The 25188-nt window shown below is 63.1% G+C and carries 28 protein-coding genes and 1 tRNA gene; 8 read left to right on the top strand and 21 right to left on the bottom strand.

Translation table 11 applies throughout. The annotated features are described in order from the left end of the window. Positions 1-63: 63 nt before the first annotated feature. The 11 genes from smc to AC1DE1_RS16040 all read right to left on the bottom strand — a co-directional run bounded on the left by smc (position 64) and on the right by AC1DE1_RS16040 (position 11447). Positions 64-3573 (bottom strand): chromosome segregation protein SMC, encoded by a 3510-nt coding sequence (gene smc / locus AC1DE1_RS16090; RefSeq protein ID WP_477177561.1) that lies wholly within the window; start codon positions 3571-3573, stop codon positions 64-66. A gap of 268 nt (positions 3574-3841) precedes the next feature. Further along, positions 3842-4093 carry a BolA family protein gene (locus tag AC1DE1_RS16085; RefSeq protein WP_441602376.1) on the bottom strand — a complete coding sequence of 84 codons (252 nt, stop codon included), beginning with the start codon at positions 4091-4093 and terminating at the stop codon, positions 3842-3844. Positions 4094-4101: 8 nt separating this feature from the next. Then, entirely contained in the window at positions 4102-4407 is a 306-nt protein-coding gene (locus AC1DE1_RS16080; RefSeq protein ID WP_477177560.1) for a YciI family protein, read from the bottom strand. Between the two features lie 3 nt (positions 4408-4410). Then, positions 4411-5931: a lysine--tRNA ligase gene (gene lysS, locus AC1DE1_RS16075; protein WP_441602378.1), complete on the bottom strand. Its 1521-nt coding sequence runs from the start codon at positions 5929-5931 to the stop codon at positions 4411-4413. Between the two features lie 98 nt (positions 5932-6029). Then, entirely contained in the window at positions 6030-6356 is a 327-nt protein-coding gene (locus AC1DE1_RS16070) for a hypothetical protein (protein ID WP_477177559.1), read from the bottom strand. A 42-nt stretch (positions 6357-6398) separates the two neighbouring features. Further along, positions 6399-7524, bottom strand: a protein-coding gene (gene prfB / locus AC1DE1_RS16065) for a peptide chain release factor 2 (RefSeq protein ID WP_477177558.1) whose coding sequence is annotated in 2 segments (ribosomal slippage) — positions 6399-7448 and positions 7450-7524 — 1125 coding nt in all. Because the reading frame shifts where the segments join, the coding sequence is not laid out codon by codon here. A gap of 217 nt (positions 7525-7741) precedes the next feature. After that, complete coding sequence (asnB, locus tag AC1DE1_RS16060; RefSeq protein ID WP_477177557.1) at positions 7742-9415, bottom strand: asparagine synthase B; 1674 nt, start codon at positions 9413-9415, stop codon at positions 7742-7744. A gap of 93 nt (positions 9416-9508) precedes the next feature. Next, on the bottom strand, positions 9509-9637 hold the full coding sequence (locus tag AC1DE1_RS16055; protein ID WP_477177556.1) for a hypothetical protein: 129 nt from the start codon (positions 9635-9637) through the stop codon (positions 9509-9511). A gap of 49 nt (positions 9638-9686) precedes the next feature. Continuing rightward, a complete protein-coding gene (locus tag AC1DE1_RS16050; protein ID WP_441602383.1) occupies positions 9687-10079 on the bottom strand; it encodes a SpoIIAA family protein in 393 nt (130 codons plus the stop codon). 85 nt (positions 10080-10164) lie between these two features. Next, on the bottom strand, positions 10165-11106 hold the full coding sequence (locus tag AC1DE1_RS16045) for a hypothetical protein (RefSeq protein WP_477177555.1): 942 nt from the start codon (positions 11104-11106) through the stop codon (positions 10165-10167). A gap of 62 nt (positions 11107-11168) precedes the next feature. Further along, positions 11169-11447 (bottom strand): 2-hydroxyacyl-CoA dehydratase, encoded by a 279-nt coding sequence (locus AC1DE1_RS16040; protein ID WP_441602385.1) that lies wholly within the window; start codon positions 11445-11447, stop codon positions 11169-11171. Between the two features lie 256 nt (positions 11448-11703). Here AC1DE1_RS16040 and AC1DE1_RS16035 point away from each other — a divergent pair, with 256 nt between their 5' ends. Next, positions 11704-11874, top strand: coding sequence for a hypothetical protein (locus tag AC1DE1_RS16035; protein ID WP_477177554.1), 171 nt, complete (start codon positions 11704-11706; stop codon positions 11872-11874). A gap of 30 nt (positions 11875-11904) precedes the next feature. Here AC1DE1_RS16035 and AC1DE1_RS16030 read toward each other — a convergent pair whose 3' ends face one another. The 3 genes from AC1DE1_RS16030 to AC1DE1_RS16020 form a co-directional block, all read right to left on the bottom strand. Next, positions 11905-12321 carry a GFA family protein gene (locus AC1DE1_RS16030; RefSeq protein WP_477177553.1) on the bottom strand — a complete coding sequence of 139 codons (417 nt, stop codon included), beginning with the start codon at positions 12319-12321 and terminating at the stop codon, positions 11905-11907. A gap of 81 nt (positions 12322-12402) precedes the next feature. Then, on the bottom strand, positions 12403-12633 hold the full coding sequence (locus AC1DE1_RS16025; RefSeq protein ID WP_441602388.1) for a hypothetical protein: 231 nt from the start codon (positions 12631-12633) through the stop codon (positions 12403-12405). Between the two features lie 397 nt (positions 12634-13030). Next, complete coding sequence (locus tag AC1DE1_RS16020) at positions 13031-13417, bottom strand: addiction module antidote protein (protein ID WP_477177552.1); 387 nt, start codon at positions 13415-13417, stop codon at positions 13031-13033. Positions 13418-13779: 362 nt separating this feature from the next. Here AC1DE1_RS16020 and AC1DE1_RS16015 point away from each other — a divergent pair, with 362 nt between their 5' ends. The 3 genes from AC1DE1_RS16015 to AC1DE1_RS16005 all read left to right on the top strand — a co-directional run bounded on the left by AC1DE1_RS16015 (position 13780) and on the right by AC1DE1_RS16005 (position 15146). Then, positions 13780-14124: a hypothetical protein gene (locus AC1DE1_RS16015; RefSeq protein WP_477177551.1), complete on the top strand. Its 345-nt coding sequence runs from the start codon at positions 13780-13782 to the stop codon at positions 14122-14124. A gap of 139 nt (positions 14125-14263) precedes the next feature. Further along, complete coding sequence (locus AC1DE1_RS16010) at positions 14264-14578, top strand: HigA family addiction module antitoxin (RefSeq protein ID WP_477179135.1); 315 nt, start codon at positions 14264-14266, stop codon at positions 14576-14578. Between the two features lie 253 nt (positions 14579-14831). Then, on the top strand, positions 14832-15146 hold the full coding sequence (locus AC1DE1_RS16005) for a HigA family addiction module antitoxin (RefSeq protein WP_477177475.1): 315 nt from the start codon (positions 14832-14834) through the stop codon (positions 15144-15146). 220 nt (positions 15147-15366) lie between these two features. Here the strand turns inward: AC1DE1_RS16005 and AC1DE1_RS16000 are convergent. From AC1DE1_RS16000 to tpiA, 3 genes are all read right to left on the bottom strand, one after another. Further along, positions 15367-15451, bottom strand: a tRNA-Leu gene (locus AC1DE1_RS16000). A gap of 11 nt (positions 15452-15462) precedes the next feature. Continuing rightward, positions 15463-15909 carry a preprotein translocase subunit SecG gene (gene secG / locus AC1DE1_RS15995; protein ID WP_477177476.1) on the bottom strand — a complete coding sequence of 149 codons (447 nt, stop codon included), beginning with the start codon at positions 15907-15909 and terminating at the stop codon, positions 15463-15465. A 25-nt stretch (positions 15910-15934) separates the two neighbouring features. Then, entirely contained in the window at positions 15935-16684 is a 750-nt protein-coding gene (gene tpiA, locus AC1DE1_RS15990) for a triose-phosphate isomerase (protein WP_204636373.1), read from the bottom strand. 122 nt (positions 16685-16806) lie between these two features. Here tpiA and AC1DE1_RS15985 point away from each other — a divergent pair, with 122 nt between their 5' ends. Beyond that, entirely contained in the window at positions 16807-17622 is an 816-nt protein-coding gene (locus AC1DE1_RS15985) for an SDR family NAD(P)-dependent oxidoreductase (protein ID WP_477179134.1), read from the top strand. 356 nt (positions 17623-17978) lie between these two features. After that, positions 17979-18716, top strand: a complete 738-nt coding sequence (locus AC1DE1_RS15980) for a class I SAM-dependent methyltransferase (RefSeq protein WP_477177478.1) — start codon at positions 17979-17981, stop codon at positions 18714-18716. 81 nt (positions 18717-18797) lie between these two features. Here AC1DE1_RS15980 and AC1DE1_RS15975 read toward each other — a convergent pair whose 3' ends face one another. The 4 genes from AC1DE1_RS15975 to orn all read right to left on the bottom strand — a co-directional run bounded on the left by AC1DE1_RS15975 (position 18798) and on the right by orn (position 22736). Beyond that, positions 18798-19733 (bottom strand): isopenicillin N synthase family dioxygenase, encoded by a 936-nt coding sequence (locus tag AC1DE1_RS15975; RefSeq protein ID WP_477177479.1) that lies wholly within the window; start codon positions 19731-19733, stop codon positions 18798-18800. A 109-nt stretch (positions 19734-19842) separates the two neighbouring features. Further along, on the bottom strand, positions 19843-21189 hold the full coding sequence (gene glmM / locus AC1DE1_RS15970; RefSeq protein ID WP_477177480.1) for a phosphoglucosamine mutase: 1347 nt from the start codon (positions 21187-21189) through the stop codon (positions 19843-19845). Between the two features lie 57 nt (positions 21190-21246). After that, entirely contained in the window at positions 21247-22155 is a 909-nt protein-coding gene (gene folP, locus AC1DE1_RS15965; protein WP_477179133.1) for a dihydropteroate synthase, read from the bottom strand. Between the two features lie 20 nt (positions 22156-22175). Then, positions 22176-22736, bottom strand: a complete 561-nt coding sequence (orn, locus tag AC1DE1_RS15960) for an oligoribonuclease (protein WP_441602399.1) — start codon at positions 22734-22736, stop codon at positions 22176-22178. A 128-nt stretch (positions 22737-22864) separates the two neighbouring features. On the opposite strand from orn, the gene sbcB reads away from it, so the two are divergent. Both sbcB and AC1DE1_RS15950 read left to right on the top strand, forming a co-directional pair. Beyond that, a complete protein-coding gene (gene sbcB / locus AC1DE1_RS15955) occupies positions 22865-24313 on the top strand; it encodes an exodeoxyribonuclease I (RefSeq protein WP_477177482.1) in 1449 nt (482 codons plus the stop codon). A gap of 11 nt (positions 24314-24324) precedes the next feature. Beyond that, entirely contained in the window at positions 24325-25011 is a 687-nt protein-coding gene (locus AC1DE1_RS15950; protein ID WP_477177483.1) for a DUF2461 domain-containing protein, read from the top strand. Positions 25012-25188 lie beyond the last annotated feature (177 nt).

Genomic DNA, 25188 nt, shown 5'->3' with positions numbered 1-25188 from the left:
GGGAACGCCAACGGCGGCATTCCAGGCAAAAGCGAGTACGGGTTGCACGGTCATATCAAATCCTCAAGCTGCTCCCGCAAGTTTAGCTGCTTCAGCCAGATCCACCTGCACGAGTCGCGATACGCCTGCTTCGCGCATGGTCACGCCGCACAGCTGGGAGGCGGCTTCCATGGTGGCCTTATTGTGACTGACGAAGATGAACTGAACTTTCTCGCTCATCTCCTTCACCATGTTGGAGAAGCGACCCACGTTGGCTTCGTCCAGCGGCGCGTCCACCTCGTCCAGCAGGCAGAACGGCGCGGGATTGAGGCCGAAGATGGCAAACACCAGCGACACCGCGGTCAGCGCCTTTTCGCCACCCGACAGCAGGGTGATGTTGGAAACACGCTTGCCCGGAGGGCGCGCCATAATTGCCACGCCGGTGTTGAGCAGATCGTCGCCGGTGAGTTCCAGGTACGCGTGGCCACCGCCGAACAGGCGCGGGAACAACTCCTGCACGCCGGCGTTGACGCGGTCGAAGGTTTCCTTGAAGCGCTGGCGCGTTTCGCGATCGATCTTCTTGATCGCCGCCTCCAGCGTCTCCATGGCGCTGACCAGGTCGGTCAGCTGATTATCCAGATACGTCTTGCGCTCGCTCTGCTCGGCGTGTTCCTGGATCGCGGCGAGATTGACCGGCTCCAGTCGCACGATCTTCTGGCCGATCTCGACCAGCTGCGTGCGCCATTGGCTGGCGTCGGCATTTTCGGCGAGCTCGGCAAGCAGCGGTTCCAGTTCGAGACCGGATGCAGTGATCGCCTCGGCCAACTGCTCGGCGCGCAATTGCAAGGCCTGTGCAGCAAGGCGCTTCTGCGACAGCCCTTCGCGCAGACCCTGCAACAACTGCTCGATGCGCTGACGCTCTTGCTCGAGGCGGCGGAATTCCACATCGCAGTCTTCCAGGCCGCGACGCGCTTCCACCAGCTGCTTGTCGACCAGCAGGCGCTGATCGAGATAGGTCTGGCGCTCGGCTTCCAGTTCGGCGATAGGATCGGTGCCCGCAGCCAACTGGTCCGCGATTTCGGTACGGCGCGCCTCGATCTGGCGCAGCTGGGTGTCCATGCGCGCCAGCGATTGCTCCAGCGAAGTCAGCGACGAACGCTTCGACTCCATCGACAGCGCCAGCGCGTGCGCCTGATCGGCTGCCTCGCGCGCATTCATGCGCGCTTCTTCGCGTGCTTCGAGCAAGGCGCGACGTTCGTTTTCCAGCTCGCGGCGCTGGTCTTCCAGGTCGCCCATATGGCCGACGGATTCATCCAGGCGCGCACGCGCATCGCGCGTCTGCGTCTGCAATTCATCGAGCTGGGTGATCAGGTCATTGAGTTCGCCGGTCACCTTTTCCGCGCGGGCGCGGGCAGTTTCCATCTTGCCGCGGTGGCTTTGCACCTGGCCTGCCAGTTCGGATTGACGACGGTGCGCGTTGTAGAGCTCGCGCTGTGCATCGTCGCGCGCGCGCTCGGCTTCGAACTTGCTCGTGCGCAGATCGTCGAGCGTGTTGGTGGCTTCTTCGATGCGCTCTTCCAGCGCCTGGATCTGTTCGGCCAGCGTGCGCAAATCACGCTCGCGCGCCAGCACGCCGACCTGGTTGCCCTGCGCGCGACGCACGCGCGCCCAGCCCGGACCCAGCCATTCGCCGCTGGCCGTCATCACCGACTGATACGGCGCCAGCGCCGAGAGACCGGCCACGATCCGGTGTGCGTGCTCGATGGAATCGGCGGTAAGCACGTGATTGAGAATGGTCAGCGCCGCCGCCGGACCGCGCACATGGGCCGCCAGCGTGCCTGCCGTGTTCACGCCACCGTCGGCGCCGTTGACCAGGGCCACGTCCGCATTGTCCAGCGCACCGAATTCAGTCGCCAGCGCGTGCGATTCGTCGACCAGTACGGCATCGAGAAAGCCAGCCAGAGCAGTTTCGACGGCCGTTTCCCAGCCCGCTTCCACTTGCAGCGATTCGCCCAGGCGGCGTGACTTGTCCAGACCCAGTCGCGCGAGCCAGCCACTGGCTGCACTTTCTTCCTGGCCCAGCGCCGCGTGCTGCAGCGCTTCCAGCGAGGCGTGACGTCCGCGCGCGGTCTGCAGCTGCTGGCGTGCCTCGTTGAGCGAGGATTGCACCTGGCGCTCTTCGTCCAGCACCTTTTCGTGCGCCGACTTGTGCTGATCGAGCAGGCTGCCCAGCGATTCGACGCGTTCGCGCTGCGTGTCGTGTTCGACCAGCAGTTGTTCGGATGCGGCGTCGAGCGCGGCGATGTCAGTGGCTTTCTGTTCGGTCTCCAGCGCTTCGCGGCGACGCGACAGGTCGATCGACTGGCGATCGAGGTAATTGAGCTTGGTGCGCTCCACTTCCGCGGCGCGGCTGGATTCGCCCGCCGTGCGGGTATGCGAATCCCAGCGCTGCTGCCAGTCGGCCAGCTTGGTTTCGGTATCGCGCAGCGACTCGGTGGTGTCGTCCTGCATCTGCTGCAGGGCTTCGAGCTTGGGTTCGCCCTCGGCCAGCGCCATGCGCAGCGTTTCCACCTGCGTGCGGTCGTTGGCGATGTGTTCGGCCAGCTCGGCGTGTTCGCGCTCGGTCTCGCCCTGCGCGCGCTGCAGTCGATCGGCGGTTTCGCGGTTGAAGCGCACCTGCTGTTCGACGCGGGCGATCTCGGCGCCGACCTTGTAGACCTCGGCCTGCACCTTGTTCAAATGGTCGGTGGCGTCGGTGTGACGCTCGCGCACCGTCTCCATCTGCGCCTCGAAATGGCGCTGCGTGGCGACGTGCTTTTCGATCTCGATCTCGGCAGCGGACAGGCCCGAGCCTTCGTTGTCATGCTGGCTCTTGAGGCCGCGGTATTCGAGCGCGCGCAGCTCGGCTTCCTTGCGCGTCTGGTCTTCTTTCAGCGCCTTCCAGCGTTCGGCGGCGCGAGCCTGGCGATTCAGGTGCTCGAGCTGCTTGTCCACTTCGTCGCGCACGTCGCGCACGCGGTCGAGGTTTTCGCGGGTGGACTTGATGCGGCTCTCGGTTTCCTTGCGGCGCTCCTTGTACTTGGAGATGCCGGCGGCTTCCTCCAGATGCGTGCGCAACTCGTCGGGTGCCGCCTCGACGATCTGGCTGATCATGCCCTGCTCGATGATCGAGTAGCTGCGCGGACCCAAACCCGTGCCCAGGAACAGATCGGTGATGTCGCGGCGGCGACAGCGCGCGCCGTTGAGGTAGTACGCCGACTGACCGTCGCGCGTCACCTGGCGCTTCACCGAAATCTCGGCGTATTGCCCGTATTCGCCCTGGATGGTGCCGTCGGCGTTATCGAAGATCAGCTCGACCGTGGCCTGGCCCACCGGCTTGCGCGCGTTGGAGCCGGAGAAGATCACGTCGGTGAGCGAGTCGCCGCGCAGGCGGCTGGCCGCGCTCTCGCCCATCACCCAGCGGATGGCGTCGATGATGTTGGATTTGCCGCAGCCGTTCGGACCTACGACGCCGGTCATATTGGTCGGCAAATGGAGCGTCGTCGGGTCCACGAAGGACTTGAAGCCGGCGAGTTTGATCGTAGTCAGGCGCATGCGGGCATCGGCGGCAAAAGTGGATAAGCCCGGGGGCGCCCGGGCGATGGGTCACTGTGCCAAACGCGAGGGGAAGCCGCAATGCGTTTTGGCCACAGGTTTCACTTTAACACTGGCGCATAAGCCAATGTTATAGAAAAGTTTTCTATTCGCCCTAGATCGTCATTCCTGCGAAAGCAGGAATCCAGCGCCTTCGGACGGTGCGTCTCAAGGCAAAGTCACTGGGTCCCAGCTTTCGCTGGGACGACGGTGAGGGAACCGGTTGCCCTTACTCGCCGGGCGCCTTTGCGTCGATCGACAGCGCGTGGATGCCGTTGTCCATCAGCCCGTGCAGGGCTGCGTAAACCAGGCGATGGCGCTTGATCGACATCTGGCCAGCAAACGCCGCGCTGACAATGCGCACGTGGAAATGCCCCTTCCCCTCGTTGGCATGGCCGGCGTGCTTGTGGCCCTCGTCCAGCACTTCGAGGGTCGAGGGTTCCAGCGCCTGCTGCAGGCGCTCGCGGATCTGCTCGACCATGGGCGCGCTCATGCCTGCGGCAGCGCTCTGATAAAGGGTTTGACGCTGACGCTGGCGTAGACGCCGGCATCCACATACGGATCGACCTTGGCCCAGGCCTCCGCGTCCGCCTGCGAGGCGAACTCGGCCAGGATCAGGCTGCCGGTGAAACCCGCCGGGCCCGGATCGGGCGAATCGATCGCCGGGAACGGGCCGGCCACCAGCAGGCGGCCTTCATCCAGCAACTTCTTCAGGCGTTCCACATGCGCCGGGCGCGCGGCCAAACGCTTCTCCAGGGAATCGGGCACATCCGTACCAACAATCGCGAACCACATGGATCAGGCCTCCGGGCGCATATAGGGAAACAGCAGCACGTCGCGGATCGACGCCGAACCAGTGAGCAACATCACCAGGCGATCGATGCCGATGCCCAGGCCGCCGGTCGGCGGCAGGCCCACTTCCAGCGCGCGAATGTAGTCGGCATCGAAATGCATGGCTTCGTCGTCGCCACCGACCTTGGCTTCCACCTGCTTCTGGAAACGGGCGGCCTGGTCTTCCGGGTCGTTCAATTCGGAGAAGCCGTTGGCCAGCTCCTTGGCGTTGATGAACAGCTCGAAGCGGTCAGTGATGCCGGGGTTCGTGTCGCTCTCGCGCGCCAGCGGCGACACTTCCACCGGGTGATCGGTGATGAAGGTCGGCTGGATCAGCGTGTGCTCCACCGTCTTCTCGAAAATTTCCAGCAGCAGGCGGCCCCAGCCGAAGCCGTCCTTGACCTGGCAGCCAAGGCGCTTGGCGTGCGCGGCCATGGCGTCGCGATTGCGCAGGTCGTCGCGCTTGATCTCCGGGTTCAGCTCCAGCACGGCGTCTTCCATGCTCCAGCGACGGAACGCCGGACCCACGTCGATCTCGTTGCCTTCCCACACCAGCTTGGTGGTGCCGATCACGTTCTTGGCCGTCTCGCGGATCACTTCTTCAGTGATATCCATGATCTCGGTGTACGTGGCGTAGGCCTGGTACAGCTCGAGCATGGTGAACTCAGGGTTGTGTCGCGTGGACACGCCCTCGTTGCGGAAGTTGCGGTTGATCTCGTACACGCGGTCGAAGCCGCCGACGACGAGGCGCTTGAGGTAAAGCTCCGGCGCCACGCGCAGATAAAGATCCATATCCAGCGCGTTGTGATGCGTCACGAACGGACGCGCCGTGGCGCCGCCCGGGATCACGTGCATCATCGGCGTTTCCACTTCCATGAAGCGGCGCGGCTCGGCTTCCAGCCACTTGCGGATGAAGCCGATGATCTTGGAGCGCTGCGCAAACGTGCGGCGCGCATCCTCGGTGACGATCAGGTCGACATAGCGCTGGCGATAGCGCTGCTCCACATCGGCCATGCCGTGATGCTTGTCCGGCAGCGGACGCAGGCTCTTGGTCAGCAGACGCAGCACATCCACCTTCACCGACAGCTCGCCCGTGCGCGTGCGCATCAGCGTGCCTTCGGCGCCGACGATGTCGCCCATGTCCCAGGTCTTGAACGCCTTGTACGTATCCTCGCCCACCGTGCCCTGGTGGATGAACAGCTGGATACGGCCGTTGACATCCTGCATCTGCACGAAGGCAACCTTGCCCTGGTCGCGCTTGAGCATGACGCGGCCAGCGACTTTCACGCGGCGAGCAAGGCCTTCGATGGCTTCTGCAGTCCACTTCTCCGTATCGGCAAACTCGGCCTGCAGATCGCCCGTGAACGCGTCGATCTTGTAGTCGTTCGGAAACGCCACGCCCTGCCCACGCAACGCCTTGAGTTTCTCGCGGCGCTCGGCGATCAGCTTGTTCTCGTCGATGGGCTGGATATCGGTCGGTTCAGTCATGAGGTTCCCGTCGCTGCCAGCGCCTGCCCCATGTGGCGGACGCATGTTTTGTTTGTCATCAGATCATCACGGCGAAGGATTTCCCGCGCCACCGACGATCAATCGTCCTTACCGAACGCGTGCTTGACGGCGTGCCTGGTGGCATTCCATCCATCACGCGCACCGTGCCCGACGGTCAAGGCGGCATCCCTCGTGCCGTGACCCACCGCCACGCCCATATCCTTCGCGCCGTGCCCGACGGACACGGCCGCGTCCTTCGTGGCATGGCCTACGTCACGGCCAGCGTCGCCGACCTTCTTGCCGGCCGTGCGCGCATCCTCCTTGACGCCCTGGCTGGCAGAATTGTCTTGCGCGGCGACCATGCCCTGGCACGCCATCAATGCAACACATGCCATCAACGTACGGAAAGTCTTCCTGCGAGTCATGCGGGCATTACCTCCGGTGTGGCCAGGTTCCATAGGTGTCGATCAGGCATCCACGCGCTTGGCACCGGCATCCAGGCCGGACTTCAGACTCGCCTCGACGAATTCATCAAGGTCGCCGTCCAGCACCTTCTGCGTATCCGAACGCTCGATGCCGGTACGCAGGTCTTTGATACGGCTCTGGTCCAGCACGTAGTTGCGGATCTGGCTGCCCCAGCCGATATCGGACTTGGTCGCTTCCAGCGCATCCTTCTCGGCGTTGCGTTTCTGCAGCTCCAGCTCATACAGCTTCGCCGCCAACATCTTCATGGCGCGATCGCGGTTGGCGTGCTGGCTGCGTTCGGTCTGGCAGGCCACGACCGTATTGGTCGGGATATGCGTGATACGCACCGCCGACTCGGTCTTGTTGACGTGCTGGCCACCGGCGCCGGACGAGCGATACACGTCGGTGCGCAGGTCGGCCGGGTTGATGTCGATATCGATGTCGTCATCGACTTCCGGCGACACGAACACCGAGGTGAAGCTGGTGTGGCGGCGGTTGTCCGAATCGAACGGGCTCTTGCGCACCAGGCGGTGCACGCCGATCTCGGTCTTCAGCCAGCCATAGGCGTAGTCGCCTTCCACGCGGAAGGTGGCGGACTTGATGCCGGCCACTTCGCCACCGGAGACTTCCATCAGCTCGGCCTTCCAGCCGCGCGACTCGGCCCAGCGCAAGTACATGCGCAGCAGGATTTCGGCCCAGTCCTGCGCCTCGGTACCACCGGCGCCGGCCTGGATGTCCACGAAGGCGTTGTTGGCGTCCATCTTGCCGGAGAACATGCGCTGGAATTCCAGCTTGCTCACCTTGGCTTCGAGGCCGGCCAGGTCTTTGACCACCGAGTTGGCGGTGTCTTCATCGTTGTCGGCGGCGGCCATTTCCAGCAGCTCGCCGGCATCGGTGAGGCCGGCCGTCAGGCTGTCGATGCCGCTGACGATGGTGTCCAGGCGGGCGCGTTCGCGGCCCAGCTCCTGTGCGCGCGGCGGATCGTCCCACACGGTGGGGCTTTCCAGTTCGCGGCTTACTTCTTCGAGACGCTCACGCTTGGTGGCGTAGTCAAAGATACCCCCTAAGCGACTCGACGCGGCCCTTGAGGTCCGCGATCTGCGCATGGATCGGATTGGTCTCGATCATGTGATTTGAAATTCCGGATATTCAGCCTTCTAGGATAACAGAGGTGCCTCAGGGGCCGGAATGCGCCCGAAGGGACCACTGGCGTGAACGCGCGTTCAGACGGGGCGGTCGGGCCGCGTCCCGGCAGCGGCCACAAGAGCGGCGCCATCCAAGGGGAGCGGCGGCGCCCCGTGCGATCAGCGACGGCCGTGCAAGCGCTCGTCCATCGCCTGACACCTCAGCCCAGCGCCTGCTGGTGCACGCCGCGCACGGCGCGGCCGGAGGGATCGGCCGCAGCCGCGAACGCCGGATCCCACGCCAGCGCCGCCGGCGAGGAACAGGCAATCGACTTCCCACCGGGCACCGTTTCCGCACACGCCTGCCCCGGATAGAACCGCTCGAAGATGCGCCGATACAAATAGGCTTCCTTGGTGGCCGGCGGGTTGTGCGCAAAGCGCGTGGCCGCGGCAGCGAACTCGCGATCGCTCACCGCCTGCTCGGCGTGCGCCTTGAGGCCGTCGATCCAGGCGTAGCCCACGCCATCGCTGAACTGCTCCTTCTGTCGCCACAGGATCTCGTCGGGCAAGGCGCCCTGGAACGCTTCGCGCAGCACGGCTTTTTCGATCCGTCCCTGCCCCGCCATCTTGTGACGCGCATCCATGCCCATCGCGACGTCGAGAAATTCCAGGTCGAGGAACGGCACGCGCGCCTCCACGCCCCAGGCCATCATCGACTTGTTCGCGCGCAGGCAGTCGTAGCTGTGCAGCGCGTCGAGCTTGCGCACCGTTTCTTCGTGGAATGCCTCAGCGGAAGGCGCCTTGTGGAAATACAGGTAGCCGCCAAAGATCTCGTCCGACCCTTCGCCTGACAGCACCATCTTCACACCCATCGCCTTGATGCGACGCGCCAGCAGATACATTGGCGTGGAAGCGCGGATGGTGGTGACGTCATAGGTCTCGATGTGTCGTATCACCTCGGGTAACGCGTCGAGACCTTCCCAGAAGGTGTACACAAAGCCGTGGTGCACCGTTCCCAGGGCATCGGCCGCCACTTGTGCCGCGGCGAGATCGGGCGAGCCTTCCAGCCCGATGGCGAAGGAATGCAGGCGCGGCCACCATGCTTCGCCGCGGTCGTCATCCTCCACGCGATGACGTGCAAAGCGCGCGGCACAGGCAGCCACGAGCGAGGAATCCAGGCCGCCCGACAACAACACGCCATACGGCACGTCGGTCATCAGTTGACGATGCACGGCTTGTTCAAAGGCATGACGCAACTCCGGCAAAGGTACCTGGTGTCCCTGCGTCTGCGCATAGTCGCGCCATGGCTTGTGGTAGTAGCGACGCAGCTCGCCATCCACGCTGTCGTACACGTGCCCCGGCGGAAACGGCGCCACATCGGCACACAAACCAACCAGCGATTTCATTTCCGAGGCAACGCACAGCCGCCCTTCCTTGTCGTGCCCCCAATACAGCGGACACACGCCAATCGGATCACGCGCTATCACGTAGCGCGACTCGACGCTGTCCCATAGTGCAAAGGCGAAAATGCCATTGAGCTGGGATACCCAAACAGACGGCGATTCGTGTTGCCGATACAAGGCGTTAATCACCTCGCAATCGGAGCCCGTGGTGAAGTCGTAGTCGCTTGCCGCACGCAACTCGCGGTGGTTATAGATCTCGCCATTCACCGCCAGCGCAAGCGCGCCATCACGCGAATGCAAGGGCTGCGCGCCGCTGGCCGGGTCGACGATGGCCAGGCGTTCGTGCACAAGGATCACCCCCGCATCCACGAACACACCGCTCCAATCCGGGCCGCGGTGACGCTGGCGTTGCGAAAGCTCGAGCGCCTGCTGGCGCAACGCGGCCAGATCATCGCCGGGCTGCAGATCGAACATGCCGAAGATCGAACACATGAGCTGGATTCCTGGTTTGCCTTTCACGTGACGGAAAAACAAAAAGGCCCGCAGTGAGCGGGCCTTTTTGCGTGTGTAATGTGTTGCTGCTGCTTACACGCCGGCCCACCCGTGGTTGCGGGTATTGTTATTGGCGTTGTTATTGTTCAGCGCGCGCACGCACTCGCTGGCCGACGCCGCAGCGGCGGTCATGGCAACGAGTTTGGCGTGAAGGCTGATCATGTGGCCGACTTCATCACATGTCGCGCCAGCTGACAAGCGCCGATTAGTTTCATTTGTTCCCATCCTCGTCGACGGGCCGCGGTTCGCTGATCCATGCCACCGCTTCGTCGAATTGCACGTCGTGGAACAGCTTGAACTCCGCCGGCACGGCAAACCCCATGGCAGTCGCTGTGATGCGTAACCAGTGCACGTCCGTCACCAGGGCCACGCGATCCCAGCCACTGAAGTGACGGAAGCCAAGCTGCGCGTCCTCCCACATGGCGCCTGCGTCAAAACCGGTGAAGTCCGGGCTGATGTGATAGAGCAAGCGCAGCTTTCGGTTGACCGCAAACGCCGCTTCGATATCGGGCACGAGGATCTGCGAGTAATCCGTGGCGGTGACCTGCCCGCTTGCACGAAAGCCCAGTGCACCCGCCGGCAAATCTGGAATCTGCTCGATCATGATTGACGTCCTCACCGTGATGGACGTCTGTATCTCAAATGGATTGTTACGGAGACGTCATCGCCGCAACAAGGATGCTTGCGCGTTACGGCTGCTGCGCTTTCGCGTGCGCCTCAAGCCACGGCGCCAGCGGTATCTGCCAGATGTTGTATTTGCTGTTATCCCAGTCCGCACGCACGGTGCCGGGTGCGATATCCACCAGGCGATCGCTGGCGAAGTAAAGCGTCCGATGGTCGGGACTCAGGCGCGCTTCCGCGTCAGAGACGGCGCTGTTCACGCCATTTCCCAGATGGATCGGCGTGCCCCATGTGCCGTTGTCGCGAAACACGATGAAAAGATCGATCTGACGCGCCGGCGAACGGCTGGAACCAAACACCACAAAGGACTCATCCGGCGCCACCGCAGGATCGACATCGGTGACATGGCCATCGCTGAAAGGCAGCGGCTGCGGGTCATCGTAACCACCGCGATGCCATGCCGCCCGATACAACTGGAAGTGCTTCGGATTGGCCGCCGGGTGCATGAAATACAGGCTGCCATCGGCCGCCACGCTGGGCGCAAAGGTGGAATCGCTGCGATTGACGTTATCCGGCAGGCGCACCGGCGCGCTCCACTTGCCGTTCTGCCACATCACCTTCCACAGGTTGCCGCCACGCTCGGGAAAGCTGCGCCCCATGAAGAACCCATCGAGCGGTTTGCCGCCCGGCGTCTTCGGGCGATTGGAAACGAAAACGAGAAAGCGCCCATCCGGCGACATCGAAGGCTCCATATCGCTCCACTGTCCGGAGAACGGCGCCATCACCGGCGTGGACCAATGCCCATGGTCGAGATGGCTGACCAGGATGCCGGAATACGTGCCATCGCTACGCGTGAAATACACCGTGTTGCCATCGGGCGTGAAGGCCGGCGCGCTGTCATGCAGCGGTCCGGAAATCACGCCGGGCGCGAACACCGTCGGCGTGACGTCCTGCGCTATGGCATCGGCACACATCAAGGCGAACACGGCAAGTACGGCGTAACGCAGCATTCCGACACCTCATGGTGGGAGCGCCGGATGCTAGCGCCCCTGCGAGCAAGGGCAAAGTGCGCTTAGTCCTGCTCGGGCGCCTTTCGGCTGACGCGACGCTTGCGCTGCGGGGCTTCCGAGGCGGCAATCAAGGCTTGCAGATACGCGATGCCTTCTTCCTCGGGGAAAAACGCCACCACGTCGGCCACGCTCAACTGATAGCGCTCACGCAACGCGAGGAACTCGCGACGGGCGCGCTCCATCGGCTTCTCCTTGGCATCGCTACGACGCGTCTGCTGCTCCTTGTCGAGTGCGGCCAGTTCTTCCTGGAACTGCCGGAATGCGTCTTTTTGGATAGCCATCGCAAGGGCGTCGTCGTGGCGATGCGGGGCGGCCATTGTGACACGCCTGCTCGAAATCGCGGAAATGGCAGGTGATGCCGCAAAAGATTCATAGAGCTGCGCCCCGGGGAGCACTCCGTCATGAGAATGTCAAAGCCTGCGATTCCTAGGAATTTGATAAGAATTCCGTTTGCCCAAATCGGCGCCTGCTTTAACCGGTCACCAACGAGCCGCTGGCTAGTCTGAACTTCCCAGGCGACCACCAGCAGGAGTGCATATGGATCCGATGACCCTTGATGCGCCATTTGCCGGCGACGAACTTCACGCCAGGCGCGTGTCGCCCGAGCCCGCCGAGGGCTATGTGCTGGACCCATGGTCCGGGCTCTACACGGAAACGGAAGCGGCTTATCAAAACCGGCTGCAATCCTCTCCGACACTCATGGCATGACACGAAAAACCCCGCCACGGCGGGGTTCTTTCAATCCGGAAAAGCCTCGTATTGCGGCAGATCGTCGGTGATCTCGAACCACGGCGCCTTCGAGCCGACAAAGATGTGTTTACTCGGGCGAATGGAAGGCGCATCGACCAGCGTTCCCATCGCCACATGGACAAACGCACCATCGCGCACCACCGAATAAAGCAGCGAGCCGCAACGGCCGCAATGTGCATCGTGCCCCGTGGGATCGCCCACGATCAGCAATGAGTCCTCACCCTGGATTAACGCCAGGTGTTCCCGCTCTATGCCCGCGAACGGCTTGAACGCCGAGCCGGTGGTGCGACGACACTGCGAACAATGGCAGTTGGCGGCGTACAGAAAAGCATCCTGCACCTGATAGCGGACGGCACCGCAATAACACTGCCCTACTAACGCATCGCCCGCATGTTGGGTCGCCATGGCCTGTTCTCATCCGTCTGATCTGGCGGATGTTAGCCCAGCCATACCCCGCCGTACTGGCGGGCGGATGCGCAAGGTCAGTTACTGCCCCTCACGGTCAGCATGTGCGCGAATCCCACGCAACATGATTTCCGCCTGGATTTGCCCCGCAATCGCCGAATCATCGGCCGCATGCCCATCCATCGTCTCCTGCAACGTGGCAAACCCATACAACCAGGCCCGCCAATACACCGACTCGCCCCGCTCAAAGACCTCGCAAAAGACCTCGATCGGCTCGCCCAGCTCATCAATCAACGTGAAATTCATTTCCATGGCAGCAACCACTTGTTGGAAGCACAGCCGCACCCAGCCGCCTGGAAAGGCGGTGCTCAGCGCGTACGAATGCCGTGCCGGGGATGGAGTTGGTGTTACTGATTAGGGGTGTATCAAGGAGCGTGCCAGCGGGGGCTTTTTAGTTCGAACATGGAGCATCGAAGGCGGATGCAAGACTCGCCTTCTACTGCAGACCCCAAGGGGCGCAGCGCATATTGCGTTGCGACGCCCCGAAAAAAAAGCCCGCTTGGGCGGGCTTTGGTTGCGCCCAAAAAAGCGCAAACGGTATCGGTGAGCTAGTGCGGGATCCGCTCAACAGATCATCGGCTACGCCTGGCGGCACACTGCTCTGAAAATGGAAGAGTGCAACAGGCGCCCGCGCGGTCATCAAGGAGCACTAGGCGCGAGCACGTTTCTTCGTCGCGACCGTCTTTGCTGCGGCCACCGCCACGGGGGCATCGTCGCGCAACTTCCGCACCCGCTTGACGGGCGAGGCGCTCTTCACCGGAGTCACCTCAAAACGCACGCCAAGCGCGCTGAGCAATTTTCCCACAGTGGCAAAGCCGGGCTTTGCGCCTGGTCGAAGCATCTTGTACAGGCTCTCGCGACCAAGGCCGCTTTCCTCGGCCACGCGCGTCATGCTCCGCGCCTTCACCACGTCAGCGACGGCGAGCAGAAACACGTCCATGTCGCCATCCTCGAGCGCGTCCTGCAGATACGCCGCGATAACCTCGTCATTGTCGAGGAACTCGGCGGCGTCAAATGTCTTAACCGTTGCAGTCATGGTTGTCGCCTTTCTAGCTCTTTCTTGCCTGTCTGGTTAAGCGCCGCCCGTATTCGCGGGATAATTTTATAGATCAGCATGCACGCTATTGAGAGCGCGCACCGCCTTCAGGTCATCTAGGGAGTGGTGCTGACATTCAGTCGGCCTTGCGCCGTCACGCATCGCCTCGCGCAGGTGGACACCCATCTCGCCGATCCCTGACAGACGATGCTAACCCTGCCTGTTAGGGTCAGTCAGTCATCGGCGCTGCCGCATTGCGCGACCTCGTGAATGACCATGACCACCAGGTCATGAGGCGCGGGCCGTGAGTGCCTCTAACACCCACGACCCGCTAACCATCAACAACTTCAAGAGAGTTGATCATGGCTACCCGCGATCATACGGGACGCATTCGCTCGTCCGTTCCCCCTGACGACACCCTCACTCCTCCGCCTGACGACTCGTCATCCACGGCGGTGGCATGGCCCGAAACCCTGCGTCATAGCACTCGCGGTGACATCGCCTTGGCGGTGCTCGCCCTCACGCGCTTGCGTATCGACAGCGAGCAGTGCCGCCACGCGCAGGCGCGTGGATTCCCCGGCAGAGCGCTGCCGTGGCCGCTTCCCGTGGCCGTCACGGCCAGCCTGGGCACGGCGATCCACTGCCTTCAGCGGTACGCCCGCCTGCTCGGTGACGAGCCTCGAGTGAACACCACACGCCTCCGATGATCGCCGTTGCAGCGCATCGGCCGGTATGGCGATGCGCCTCACTCGGGCGATCACCGACGTAGCTGCCAAGCATTCACTGACACGGAGCGCTGTAAGCGCCTATCCGCTGTGCGGCCGTGTCCGACAGGGAGGAACCACCATGGAACTGATCCAGCTCACCCCGCATTCGGAAGTGGACCCCTCGCAACCCCTGCGAGCCCCCGGCGACATCTTGCTGCACGCCTATCTGATCCCGAGCGCCCTCAATCCCGCCCAACTTGCCCGCCGCACCGGCATACCTTCCAATCAGATCAAAGCTTTCATTGCCGACACCCACCCCATCACCCCAAAAATCGCCGTCCGCCTTTCCCTCGCCTTCGACACCACCGCCTTTTACTGGCTGGCATTGCAGGCACGGCACGATCTAGAAAGGGTGAAGCCGGTGGTCCGCGCCTATCGTCCTCTTGTTGATTAAGCGAGTTAGTGCAACAAGAGTCCGCGCAGGTGCACAAGCAAAAACTGGGATCAGAACTGCATTTTCCGTCGCCAAATCAGACATGCGCTGCACTGCCGATTCCGTCAGAGGAAAGAAAGTGCACTCTGACCCCAGTTTTGCGGCGATGCGCCTCATTCGGGTGATCACCGACGTAGCTGCCAAGCATTCACTGACACGGAGCGCTGTAAGCGCCTATCCGCTGCCCGGCCGTGTCCGACAGGGAGGAACCACTATGGAACTGATCCAGCTCACCCCACATTCGGAAGTAGACCCCTCGCAACCCCTGCGAGCCCCCGGCGACATCCTGCTGCACGCCTACCTCATCCCAAGCGCACTCAACCCCGCCCAACTTGCCCGCCGCACCGGCATACCCGCCCACCACATCAAAGCCTTCATCGCCGACACCCAGCCCATCACCCCCAAGATTGCCATTCGGCTATCTCTGGTCTTCGACACCACCGCCTTTTACTGGCTGGCACTTCAGGCGCGGTACGATCTGGAAAGGGAGAAGCCTGTGGTGCGCGCTTATCGTCCGCTTGTTGATTAAGGACAACGCACGACAAATGGAGCGGAGGTGGTTAAGTCGCGCCGCCATTGCTCGAATTAACTACCTTTGGATCACCCCTGATTTCTCACAGCGTCCAAGCGTTTCTCTGCCATGACGGGTTCACTCCCTTGGCCCGATGCCCGAAACGCGCGCACAAAAAAACCGCCAACTGGCGGTTTCTTGCTTTCGATAACGATGCTCGCGCATCGCCATCTTCGATTGGTGCCCAAGGGGGGACTCGAACCCCCACGCCTTACGGCGCTACCACCTCAAGGTAGTGCGTCTACCAATTCCGCCACCTGGGCAGGTGTCTTACTTAGTTTTTCTTTGCCGGTTCCGTCGCGGCTGGCACGTCGCCCGTAGACTTGGCCGGAGCCGTTGCAGCGGGGACATCGCCCTGTGCCGGCTTGGTGGCCTGCGGGATTTCCGCGTTGGCCGGAGCGGCGGGCTGCGCATTTTGCGTTGCAGCCGGCTTGTTGGCAAGACCGGACATCACACCCAGATCGTTGCCGTTATCGGACTGTGCCTTGCCGTTGTGGCCGAGGTAGATACCCATACCCAGGCTCAACGCGAAGAACAGCGCTGCCAGCACCGCCGTGGAGCGAGTGAGGAAGCTGGCCGAACCGCGTGCACCGAAAACGGTTGCGGACGCGCCGCCACCGAAACCCGAGCCTGCGTCGGCGCCAGCGCCGCGCTGCATCAGGATCAGCACGATCATCGCCGCGGCGATCAGAATGTAGAAAACGCTGAAGATGACGAACATGGTTCTGTTTAAGAGTCCGTAGCGCTTAATGCGCCGCAGCGCAGATTCCCAGGAAATCGGCCGATGCCAGCGAGGCGCCTCCGATCAGTCCACCATCCACGTCTGCTTGCGCGAACAATTCCGCAGCATTCGCCGCTTTGACGCTGCCGCCGTAAAGCAGCCGAGTCAGACGGGCAATCATAGCATCTTCTTTTTCCAGTTGGCTACGGATGAACGCATGCACATGCTGTGCCTGCTCCGGCGTGGCGGAATGGCCCGTACCAATGGCCCAGAGGGGTTCGTAGGCAATCACGGCAGTGTCGAAACTGCCGATGCCGTTGAGATCAAGCACGGCTTTGAGCTGGCGCGCCACGACTTCTTCGGTCTCGCCAGCCTGGCGCTGGGCCAGCGTTTCACCCAGGCAGAGAATGGGGGTGAGACCGCCGGCGCGGGCGGCGGCGAATTTGCGGGCCACCTGGGCGCAGGTTTCGCCGTGGTACTGGCGGCGCTCGGAATGGCCGACGATGGTCCACTGCGCACCGATGTCGGCCAGCATGGCGGCGGACACTTCACCGGTATAGGCGCCCTGCCCCTCGTGCTCGCTCACGTCCTGGCCGCCAAAACCGAGGCCCGAACCGGCATGCTGGCTCGCCAGTTCGCCCAGGTACGGGAACGGCGGCATCACCACCACATCGATGGCGGTCGGCAAGGCGGCGACGATGTCGCTGACCAGGGCTGTCGCCATGCTGCGGCTACCATGCATCTTCCAGTTGCCGGCGACGAGTTTCTTGCGCATGCGCGTGTTCCATTGCGTATAAACGACCAAGCTTACCGATCGACCATGCCACTGGCAACGAAGACCCGACAAACCCTTGCCGTTATGGAAAAAATCGGATGGACCACAAGGAGACCACTTCTATGCCACCTGCCCGCCCATTGAGTCTGGTGACCGGCGCCTCTGCCGGCATCGGCGCGGCCTTTGCGCGGGATCTTGCGGCGCGAGGCCACGATCTGGTGCTTACTGCCCGACGCGTTGAGCGGCTTGAAGCGCTGGCGCAGGAGCTACGCGACCAGCACAAGGCAAGTGTGACAGTTCTGGCGGCTGATCTGGCTGACCCTGCCGCCGTCCGCCAACTGTGCGAGGCGCTGGATGCGCGTGGACTCAACGTGGACTGGCTGATCAATAACGCCGGTTACGGGGTGCCGGGCACGTTTGAAGCGGTGGCTTGGCCGGTGCATGAGGCGTTTATCCGGGTGTTGATGACTGCGCCGGCTGAGTTGGCTTGGCGTCTGTTGCCGGGGATGCGTGAGCGGGGATATGGGCGCATCGTCAATGTTGCTTCGCTGGCGGGGCATGTGCCGGGGTCGGCGGGTCATACGCTTTATGCGGCGAGCAAGGCGTATCTGATCAAGTTCTCGCAGTCGTTGGCGTTGGAGAACCGGCATCTTGGGGTGAATGTTTGTGCGCTGTGCCCGGGGTTTACTTGGTCGGAGTTTCATGACGTCACGGGCACGCGGCAGTTGATGAATAAGTTGCCTGGGTTTATGTGGCAGACGGCTGAGGCTGTGGTGCGTGAGGGGTATGAGGCTGTCGAGTGTGGTGAGGTTGTGCGTGTGACGGGCGGGGTGAATCGCTTTATCAAGGCGATGATGAAGCTGCTGCCGGATAGGTTGACGTTGTGGCTTTCGGCGCGGGAGTCGAAGAGGTATCGGGATTTGGGGGAAGTGGCTTAGGCGGCGATCTGATCGCAACGTAACTTGTAGGAGCGCACTTGTGCGCGACCAGCCGACGGAGCGGTAGATCTCGGCGTTGCGGTCGCGCACAAGTGCGCTCCTACAAAAAAGGGGTACGTACGCCTGTGGGGCGGATCAAAGGATGCGGGCCGCCCTTTGTAGGAGCGCACTTGTGCGCGACCAGCCGTCGGAGCGGTACGTCTCAGCGTTGCGGTCGCGCACAAGTGCGCTCCTACAAGGGGGAGGCGCAGGTCTGGGGATGGCGGATCAGAGTTGCTGGTTGGCTATTTGTGGGAGCGCAACATCGAAACTGCCGTCGATATACTGCGCTTGTCCAACTTGCGCAGGGCACGTCGATGAGCTTCAAGGATCATTTCTCAGGGCATGCGTCGATCTATCGCGAGGCTCGCCCTTCTTATCCTGATGCGTTGTTTGACTGGCTCGCGCAGATCGCCCCGGCGACCGAGCTTGCCTGGGATTGCGGCTGTGGAAACGGGCAAGCCAGTGTCTCGCTTGCTGAGCGTTTTGCGCGCGTGTTTGCCAGCGATCCGAGTGCGAATCAAATCGCCAATGCAGAGGCGCGCGCGAACATCGAATACCGTGCCGAACCGTCCGAGTATTGTTCGCTACCCGATGCCAGCGCCGATCTGGTGACGATTGCTCAGGCGCTGCATTGGTTTGATTTCGATGCGTTCTATGCGGAAGTGCGGCGGGTGCTCAAACCCGGCGGCGTGATCGCCGCGTGGTCATACGCGGATTGTCATGTCACGCCTGACGTCGATGCGCTGAAGAATCGTGTGTATGTGGATCTTGTCGGCCCATATTGGCCGCCGGAACGCGATCTGGTCGATTCAGGCTATCGCACCATTCCCTTTCCGTTCGTGGAAATCGCGGCGCCGCCGTTCGAGATGTCGGTGCGCTGGAGTGTCGAACACTTCATCGCCTATTTGCGGTCGTGGTCGGCGACGCAGCGGTATGTGAAGGACAAAGGGGAAGATCCGGTCGCGATGGTGGAGGCGGAGCTTCGCGCGGCTTGGGGACAAGGTGCGCGCGAAGTGAAGTGGGACTTCTACATGCGCTGCGGGCACGTCTAGAGCGAGGTAGAAACATTCCCGCGAGCACCCGCCCCTCACCCCAACCCTCTCCCCGGAGGGGAGAGGGAGTTGACTGAGGCGTCAGATCAACTTGATCTCGCGCAATCGCTCCAGCAAATACTCATGCGAGGTAATGCTGGTGTTGTAGCGACTCGGGTTGTCCGGCGTGATCGTCTGCGGCAACGGATCGAGCACCACGTCCGGATTCGGGTGCAGGAAGTACGGCACCGAGTAGCGCGGCTTGCGGGCGTTGTCGTTCTGCGGGTTCACCACGCGGTGCGAGGTGGATGGATACACGTGGTTGGTCAGGCGCTGCAGCATGTCGCCGATGTTGACCACGATGGCGTCGCCTTCGGTGGTGATCGGCAGCCACTCGCCTTCGCGGGTGAGCACTTCCAGGCCTTCGGCGCTGGCGCCGACCAGCAAGGTGATGAAGTTGATGTCCTCGTGGGCGCCGGCGCGCACGTTCGGGATGTTTTCGTCGGTGATCGGCGGATAGTGGATCGGGCGCAGGATGGAGTTGCCCTGGTCGATCTTGTCGTCGAAGAAGTGCTCGGGCAGATCGATGTGCAGGGCCAGTGCGCGCAGTACGCGCGAGCCAAGCTGATCGAGCGCTTCGAACAAGCCGTAGCCGTTCTGCTTGAAGTCGGCGATTTCGGCCGGCCAGATGTTCGGCGGCATGACGTCGGCGAATTTCGAATCGCGCGGGATTTCGCGGCCGACGTGCCAGAACTCCTTGAGGTCGGCGAACTTGCTGTCCTTGGCCGTTTCCACCTTGTACGGCGTATAGCCGCGAGCGCCACCACTGCCGGCGATGTGGTACTTCATCTTGGTGTCGTTCGGCAGCGCGAAGAAGCGCTGGAACGAGTCGTAGGCGCCGTCGATCAGCTCGCGCGGGATGCCATGGCCGCTGATGCAGCAGAAGCCGTATTCACGGTAGGCGTTGCCCAGCTCGGCCACGAACGCGGCGCGATCGGTGTCGTAACGACGGATGTCGAGAGTCGGAACTTTCTTCATGATCTGTCCACAGGTTGTGCGTGCGGTCCACTTATCTGTCCGCCACCGCAGGGGCGGGGCACGTCGGGCCAATCCTTGGCGACCTGGGTAACAAAAACGCTTTACAGGCTCACGAACGTTCTGCCGCCGATTTTACGACACCGGCGAGCTGTTCGGCCAACTGGCGCACTTCGGCCTCGTCGCCCGCCTCGATCGTGACGCGGACCAGGGGCTCGGTGCCGGAGGCGCGCAGCACCACGCGGCCGCGACCGGCCAGGGTCTGCTCGGTCTGGGCCAGCGCGGCGCGCACCGCCTCGCTGCCAAGGGCTTCGCGGGCGCCGTCGGCACGCACGTTGATCATGATCTGGGGCATCTTGTGCAGCCCCTGGCGGGCCACGGCTAGGTCGGCGCCGGCCAGGGCTTCGAGCACGGCCAGCGCGGACACGATGCCGTCGCCGGTGGTGGCGCGGTCCAGGCACAGGATATGGCCGGAGGTCTCGCCGCCCAGGTTGCCGCCGTGCTCCTTGAGCTGCTGCAGCACATAGCGGTCGCCCACGTTGGCGCGGATCAGCTTCACGTCGAGCTTGGCCAGCGCCAGCTGCAGGCCGTAGTTGCTCATCAGCGTGCCGACCACCGGTCCGAGCAGCAGGCCCTGGGCATGCCAGGCGTTGGCCAGCACGTAGAGAATGTCGTCGCCGTCGGCGGTCTTGCCGTGGCGGTCGACCAGTTGCAGGCGGTCGCCATCGCCGTCGAAGGCAATGCCGATATCGGCGCCCTGCTCCACTACCGCGCGCTGCAGCGACTGCGGATGGGTGGAGCCGACGTCGCGGTTGATGTTGAAGCCGTCGGGCTTGTCGCCCAGCGTGGTGACCACGGCGCCCAGCTCAGAGAACACCTTGGGCGCCACCTGGTAGGTCGCGCCGTTGGCACAGTCCAGCACGATCTTGATGCCGCGCAGGTTGAAGTCTTCCGAGACGGTGGACTTGCAGAACTCCGCGTAGCGCGTGACGGCATCGGCAATGCGAATCGCCTTGCCCAACTGCTCGGAGGGCACGGTGGCGAAGTCGAGCTCAAGCTCTTCTTCGATCGCCAGCTCTACTTCGTCGGACAGCTTCTCGCCGTTGGCGGAGAAGAACTTGATGCCGTTGTCGTGATGAGGATTATGCGAGGCGCTGATGACGATGCCTGCATCGGCGCGCAGGGAGCGCGTGAGGAAGGCGACGCCCGGCGTGGGCATGGGGCCGAGCAGCGACACATCGGCGCCTGCCGCGACCAGGCCTGCTTCGAGTGCGGACTCAAACATATAGCCGGACACGCGCGTGTCCTTGCCAATCACTACCTTCGGTCGCGGCCGGCCGTGGCGGGCGAGCACCACGCCCACGGCGCGTCCCAGCCGCAGCATGAAATCGGCGCTGATCGGCCACTGCCCCACGAGACCGCGAATACCGTCGGTTCCGAAATACTTCCGTTGCGTCATGGTCCTGCTCCTACCGGGTCGGCGCTACAAAGGCGCCAGACGTCCTGGTCTGTTTGGTTATTCGTCGTCCGGCCAACGCGGCGCGGAAGGTTTGTCGTCGCGGCGCGGCGGTGTGTCGCCGACTTGCACGGCGTTCCATACCGCCAATGCATCCACCGTGGCCGCCACATCGTGCACGCGCACCATGCGCGCGCCACGCTGCACGGCGATGACCGCGGCCGCGACCGAACCGGCCATGCGTTCGGCCGGCACCTGGCGGCCGGTCAGCGTGCCGATCATCGATTTGCGCGACATGCCCACGTAGACGCCGCTGCCAAGGCTGGCGAAACGTTCCAGCGCGCGCAGCAGCGCGAGATTGTGTTCCAGGTTCTTGCCGAAACCAAAGCCCGGGTCGACCATCACTTTGCGGCGATCGATGCCGGCAAGCTCGCAGGCGAACAGGCGATCGGTGAGGAAGCGATGCACTTCGCCCACCACGTCGTCGTACTGCGGATCGTCCTGCATGCTGCGCGGCTCGCCCAGCATATGCATCAGGCACACCGGCACCCCCAGCTCGGCCACGGCGTCCATGGCGCCCTCGCGCCGCAGCGCGTAGACGTCGTTGACCATGCCGGCGCCCGCGGCCACGGCCGCGCGCATCACTTCGGGCTTGGAGGTATCAATGGCCAGCGGCACGCCGGTGCGCGCCACCAGTTGTTGCAGCACGGGCAGCACGCGGCGCAGTTCTTCGTCCACCGGCACGTCGTCGGAACCGGGGCGGGTCGATTCGCCGCCGATATCGAGCATGTCCGCGCCCTCTTCCACCATGCGCAGGCCATGCGCAACGGCGCCATCGACCGACGCGTATTGACCACCGTCAGAGAACGAATCGGGCGTGACGTTGAGGATGCCTACCACGCGCGGACGGTCGAGCTTCAACTGGCGGCCGTTGCAGTCGAGCACGGGAGCGAACAGATCGAAAGACATGATGACTCCCAGGGGTGACCTTAGGACGCGCCGCCCAGCGGTCCCATGAACTGGCGGTAATAGCGCAGCTCGTCGATCGAATCGCGGATATCGGACAGCGCCGTATGCGCCGATTCCTTGGCAAAGCCCTTGCCGATGGCCGGCGACCAGCGGCGTGCGAGCTCCTTGAGCGTCGACACGTCCAGATTGCGGTAATGGAAGAAGCGCTCCAGGCGCGGCATCTGGCGATGCAGGAAGCGGCGGTCCTGGCAGATGGAGTTGCCACACATCGGCGATTTGCCCGGCGGCACCCATTCCTTGAGGAAGTTGAGCGTGGCCTGTTCGGCGGCCAGGTGGTCGTCGGCCGAGGCCACCACCTGTTCCCACAGACCGGAGCGGCGATGCTGGTTGCGGTTCCACGCGTCCATGCCTTCCAGGCGCTCCAAGGCGTGCCGGATCGCGAAGACCGGGCCTTCGGCCAGTACGCGAAGATCCTTGTCGGTGACGATCGTGGCGATCTCGAGGATGGAGTCGTTGTCCGTATCGAGGCCGGTCATCTCCAGATCGATCCAGATCAGATTGTCTTCGTTCGCTTGGCTCATGCGCCCTCCTGGACGCGGAGTCTAACAGCAGGTTGCGGGCCGCCACCCTGATTTTCGGCCTAGCTCTTACGCCGAACCCTCGCCGGGGGAGCGTGGAGCACGCATGAAGGCCATGCGATGATCGCTGCATGCAGACCTTCTTCTGGCACGACTACGAGACCTTCGGCGCCGACCCCTGGCGCGATCGACCCGTCCAGTTCGCGGGCATCCGCACGACCATGGAGCTGGAAATCGTGGGCGAGCCGGTGATGTTCTTCGGCAAGCCACCCCGTGAAATGCCGCCCCATCCCGACGCCTGCCTGATCACCGGCATCACGCCGCAACAGGCCGAGCGCGAGGGTTGCCTCGAGGCGGACTTCGCCGCCCGCGTGCACGAACAGCTGGCCCAGCCGGGCACCTGCGGCGTGGGCTACAACTCCCTGCGCTTCGACGACGAGATCGGGCGCCAGATGTTCTACCGCAATATGTTCGAGCCTTATGGCCGCGAATGGGAGAACGGCAACTCGCGCTGGGACCTGATCGACCTGGTGCGCATGTGCCAGGCGCTGCGACCCGAAGGCATCGAATGGCCCAGGCGCGAGGATGGCTCGCCCAGCTTCAAGCTTGAGCATCTGGCCACCGCCAACCACCTGCGGCAGGAGCGCGCGCACGACGCCTTGTCGGACGTCTACGCGCTGATCGACCTGGCGCGCCTGATCCGTGTGCGCCAGCCGCGGCTATGGGACTGGTACTTCAACCTGCGCCGCAAGCAGCGCGTGTTCGAGATGCTCGACGTGGTGGCGATGACGCCGGTGCTGCATGTGTCGTCGCGTTATCCAGCGAGCCGTCACTGCCTCGCGGTGGTGGCGCCCTTGGCGGCCCATCCGAGTCGCCCGGGGGAAATCATCGTTTACGACCTTTCCAGCGATCCGTCTGAACTGCTTGAGCTGGATGAGGATGAAATCGCGGACCGGGTGTTCACTTCGCGTGCCGATCTGCCTGAAGGTGTGGAACGCATTCCGCTGCGCACCGTGCGTGCGAATCGGGCGCCGGCGCTCGCGCCGTTGTCTACGCTCAAGGGCATGGACATGGGGCGTCTGCAGATCGACCTGGAGAAGATTCAGGCCCATCGCGACATGCTCGCTTCGGCGGATGGTCTGGCGGCCAAGCTACGTCGAGTGTTCCAGCGCGCTGCCGATCTGCCGCCCCCGGCCGATCCCGAACTCGCCTTGTACGGCGGCTTTCTGCCTGATGCCGACAAGCGCCTGCTGACCGATATCCGCGGCACGCCGCCCGAACAGCTGGGGCAACGCGCGTTTCCATTCCGCGACACGCGCTATCCGGAGCTGCTGTTCCGCTATCGGGCCCGCAACTGGCCGCACACGCTGAACTTGGACGAACAGGTGCGCTGGCAGGCGTTCTGCCGCGATCGCCTGACCAAGCCCACGCCGCTGACCAACCTCACGCTGGACGATTACTTCGCCCGCATCGCCGCCTTGCGCACCGAGCATGCGAGCGACGATAAACTCGCCATCCTCGATCAACTGCAAGCCTGGGGCGAGCAGCTCGCCGCCGACCTTGCACCCATCAGCACCTGACCACAGACACCATGGCCAACACCTATTTTTCGACTGCTACTTTTCGCTTTCTTCGATCGCTTGAAAAGAACAACAACCGCGAATGGTTCCACGCGCACAAAGACGACTACGAAACCCATGTGCGTGAGCCGTTTCTCGCCCTGATCGGCGACTTGCAGGCGCCGTTGAACAAGATCAGCAAGCATTACCGCGCCGATACGCGCAAGAACGGCGGTTCGCTGTTTCGCATTTTTCGTGACACGCGATTCTCGAACAACAAGCTGCCTTACAAATCATGGCAGGGTGCGCGGTTCTTCCATGAGCGGCGCCACGAGATCCCGGCGCCCTCGTTCTATGTGCAGATCCAGCCGGGCGACTGCTTTGCCGGCGGCGGCATGTGGCATCCGGAACCGGAGGCGCTCAAGCACATCCGCGGCTTTCTTGCCGACAATCCCGAGGCATGGAAAAAGGCCACGCGCAGCAAGACGTTCCGTGATCACTTCGAATTCTGGGGTGAATCATTGAGCCGACCGCCGCGCGGGTTTGATCCGGCGCATGAGTTGATCGATGACATCAAGCGCAAGGATTTCGCTTGTGGCGAGGGTTTTGACGAGAAGCTGGCGTGCTCGGCGGAGTTGTTGCCGTGGTTGGTGGATACTTATAAGCGGGTGGCGCCGATGATTGATTATTTGTGTGCGGCGCAGGAGTTGGAGTTTTAAGCAAGAACGGCGGACGGCGCCCGGCTTTTCTGTGGGAGCGCACCCTGTGCGGGACAAACCAACGAAGCGATACATCCAGGCGTGACTGTCGCGCACAGGGTGCGCTCCCACAGGTTTTCGCCTTGGGCTTGTGAACGACGAGCCTTGAGACGCAACCCGAAAATCCGCCGAACCGAT

Source organism: Dyella sp. 05T440 (assembly GCF_056395965.1).
Note: the sequence above shows the minus strand (reverse complement) of the source record. Positions and strands in the feature narration are given on the sequence as shown.

What these genes read in the sequence shown, in the direction of transcription:
- smc (WP_477177561.1), bottom strand. Translation starts at nt 3,573, where the DNA reads ATGCGCCTGACTACGATCAAACTCGCCGGCTTCAAGTCCTTCGTGGAC.
- AC1DE1_RS16085 (WP_441602376.1), bottom strand. Translation starts at nt 4,093, where the DNA reads ATGGTCGAGCAGATCCGCGAGCGCCTGCAGCAGGCGCTGGAACCCTCG.
- AC1DE1_RS16080 (WP_477177560.1), bottom strand. Translation starts at nt 4,407, where the DNA reads ATGTGGTTCGCGATTGTTGGTACGGATGTGCCCGATTCCCTGGAGAAG.
- lysS (WP_441602378.1), bottom strand. Translation starts at nt 5,931, where the DNA reads ATGACTGAACCGACCGATATCCAGCCCATCGACGAGAACAAGCTGATC.
- AC1DE1_RS16070 (WP_477177559.1), bottom strand. Translation starts at nt 6,356, where the DNA reads ATGACTCGCAGGAAGACTTTCCGTACGTTGATGGCATGTGTTGCATTG.
- asnB (WP_477177557.1), bottom strand. Translation starts at nt 9,415, where the DNA reads ATGTGTTCGATCTTCGGCATGTTCGATCTGCAGCCCGGCGATGATCTG.
- AC1DE1_RS16055 (WP_477177556.1), bottom strand. Translation starts at nt 9,637, where the DNA reads ATGATCAGCCTTCACGCCAAACTCGTTGCCATGACCGCCGCTGCGGCG.
- AC1DE1_RS16050 (WP_441602383.1), bottom strand. Translation starts at nt 10,079, where the DNA reads ATGATCGAGCAGATTCCAGATTTGCCGGCGGGTGCACTGGGCTTTCGT.
- AC1DE1_RS16045 (WP_477177555.1), bottom strand. Translation starts at nt 11,106, where the DNA reads ATGCTGCGTTACGCCGTACTTGCCGTGTTCGCCTTGATGTGTGCCGAT.
- AC1DE1_RS16040 (WP_441602385.1), bottom strand. Translation starts at nt 11,447, where the DNA reads ATGGCTATCCAAAAAGACGCATTCCGGCAGTTCCAGGAAGAACTGGCC.
- AC1DE1_RS16035 (WP_477177554.1), top strand. Translation starts at nt 11,704, where the DNA reads ATGGATCCGATGACCCTTGATGCGCCATTTGCCGGCGACGAACTTCAC.
- AC1DE1_RS16030 (WP_477177553.1), bottom strand. Translation starts at nt 12,321, where the DNA reads ATGGCGACCCAACATGCGGGCGATGCGTTAGTAGGGCAGTGTTATTGC.
- AC1DE1_RS16025 (WP_441602388.1), bottom strand. Translation starts at nt 12,633, where the DNA reads ATGGAAATGAATTTCACGTTGATTGATGAGCTGGGCGAGCCGATCGAG.
- AC1DE1_RS16020 (WP_477177552.1), bottom strand. Translation starts at nt 13,417, where the DNA reads ATGACTGCAACGGTTAAGACATTTGACGCCGCCGAGTTCCTCGACAAT.
- AC1DE1_RS16015 (WP_477177551.1), top strand. Translation starts at nt 13,780, where the DNA reads ATGGCTACCCGCGATCATACGGGACGCATTCGCTCGTCCGTTCCCCCT.
- AC1DE1_RS16010 (WP_477179135.1), top strand. Translation starts at nt 14,264, where the DNA reads ATGGAACTGATCCAGCTCACCCCGCATTCGGAAGTGGACCCCTCGCAA.
- AC1DE1_RS16005 (WP_477177475.1), top strand. Translation starts at nt 14,832, where the DNA reads ATGGAACTGATCCAGCTCACCCCACATTCGGAAGTAGACCCCTCGCAA.
- secG (WP_477177476.1), bottom strand. Translation starts at nt 15,909, where the DNA reads ATGTTCGTCATCTTCAGCGTTTTCTACATTCTGATCGCCGCGGCGATG.
- tpiA (WP_204636373.1), bottom strand. Translation starts at nt 16,684, where the DNA reads ATGCGCAAGAAACTCGTCGCCGGCAACTGGAAGATGCATGGTAGCCGC.
- AC1DE1_RS15985 (WP_477179134.1), top strand. Translation starts at nt 16,807, where the DNA reads ATGCCACCTGCCCGCCCATTGAGTCTGGTGACCGGCGCCTCTGCCGGC.
- AC1DE1_RS15980 (WP_477177478.1), top strand. Translation starts at nt 17,979, where the DNA reads ATGAGCTTCAAGGATCATTTCTCAGGGCATGCGTCGATCTATCGCGAG.
- AC1DE1_RS15975 (WP_477177479.1), bottom strand. Translation starts at nt 19,733, where the DNA reads ATGAAGAAAGTTCCGACTCTCGACATCCGTCGTTACGACACCGATCGC.
- glmM (WP_477177480.1), bottom strand. Translation starts at nt 21,189, where the DNA reads ATGACGCAACGGAAGTATTTCGGAACCGACGGTATTCGCGGTCTCGTG.
- folP (WP_477179133.1), bottom strand. Translation starts at nt 22,155, where the DNA reads ATGTCTTTCGATCTGTTCGCTCCCGTGCTCGACTGCAACGGCCGCCAG.
- orn (WP_441602399.1), bottom strand. Translation starts at nt 22,736, where the DNA reads ATGAGCCAAGCGAACGAAGACAATCTGATCTGGATCGATCTGGAGATG.
- sbcB (WP_477177482.1), top strand. Translation starts at nt 22,865, where the DNA reads ATGCAGACCTTCTTCTGGCACGACTACGAGACCTTCGGCGCCGACCCC.
- AC1DE1_RS15950 (WP_477177483.1), top strand. Translation starts at nt 24,325, where the DNA reads ATGGCCAACACCTATTTTTCGACTGCTACTTTTCGCTTTCTTCGATCG.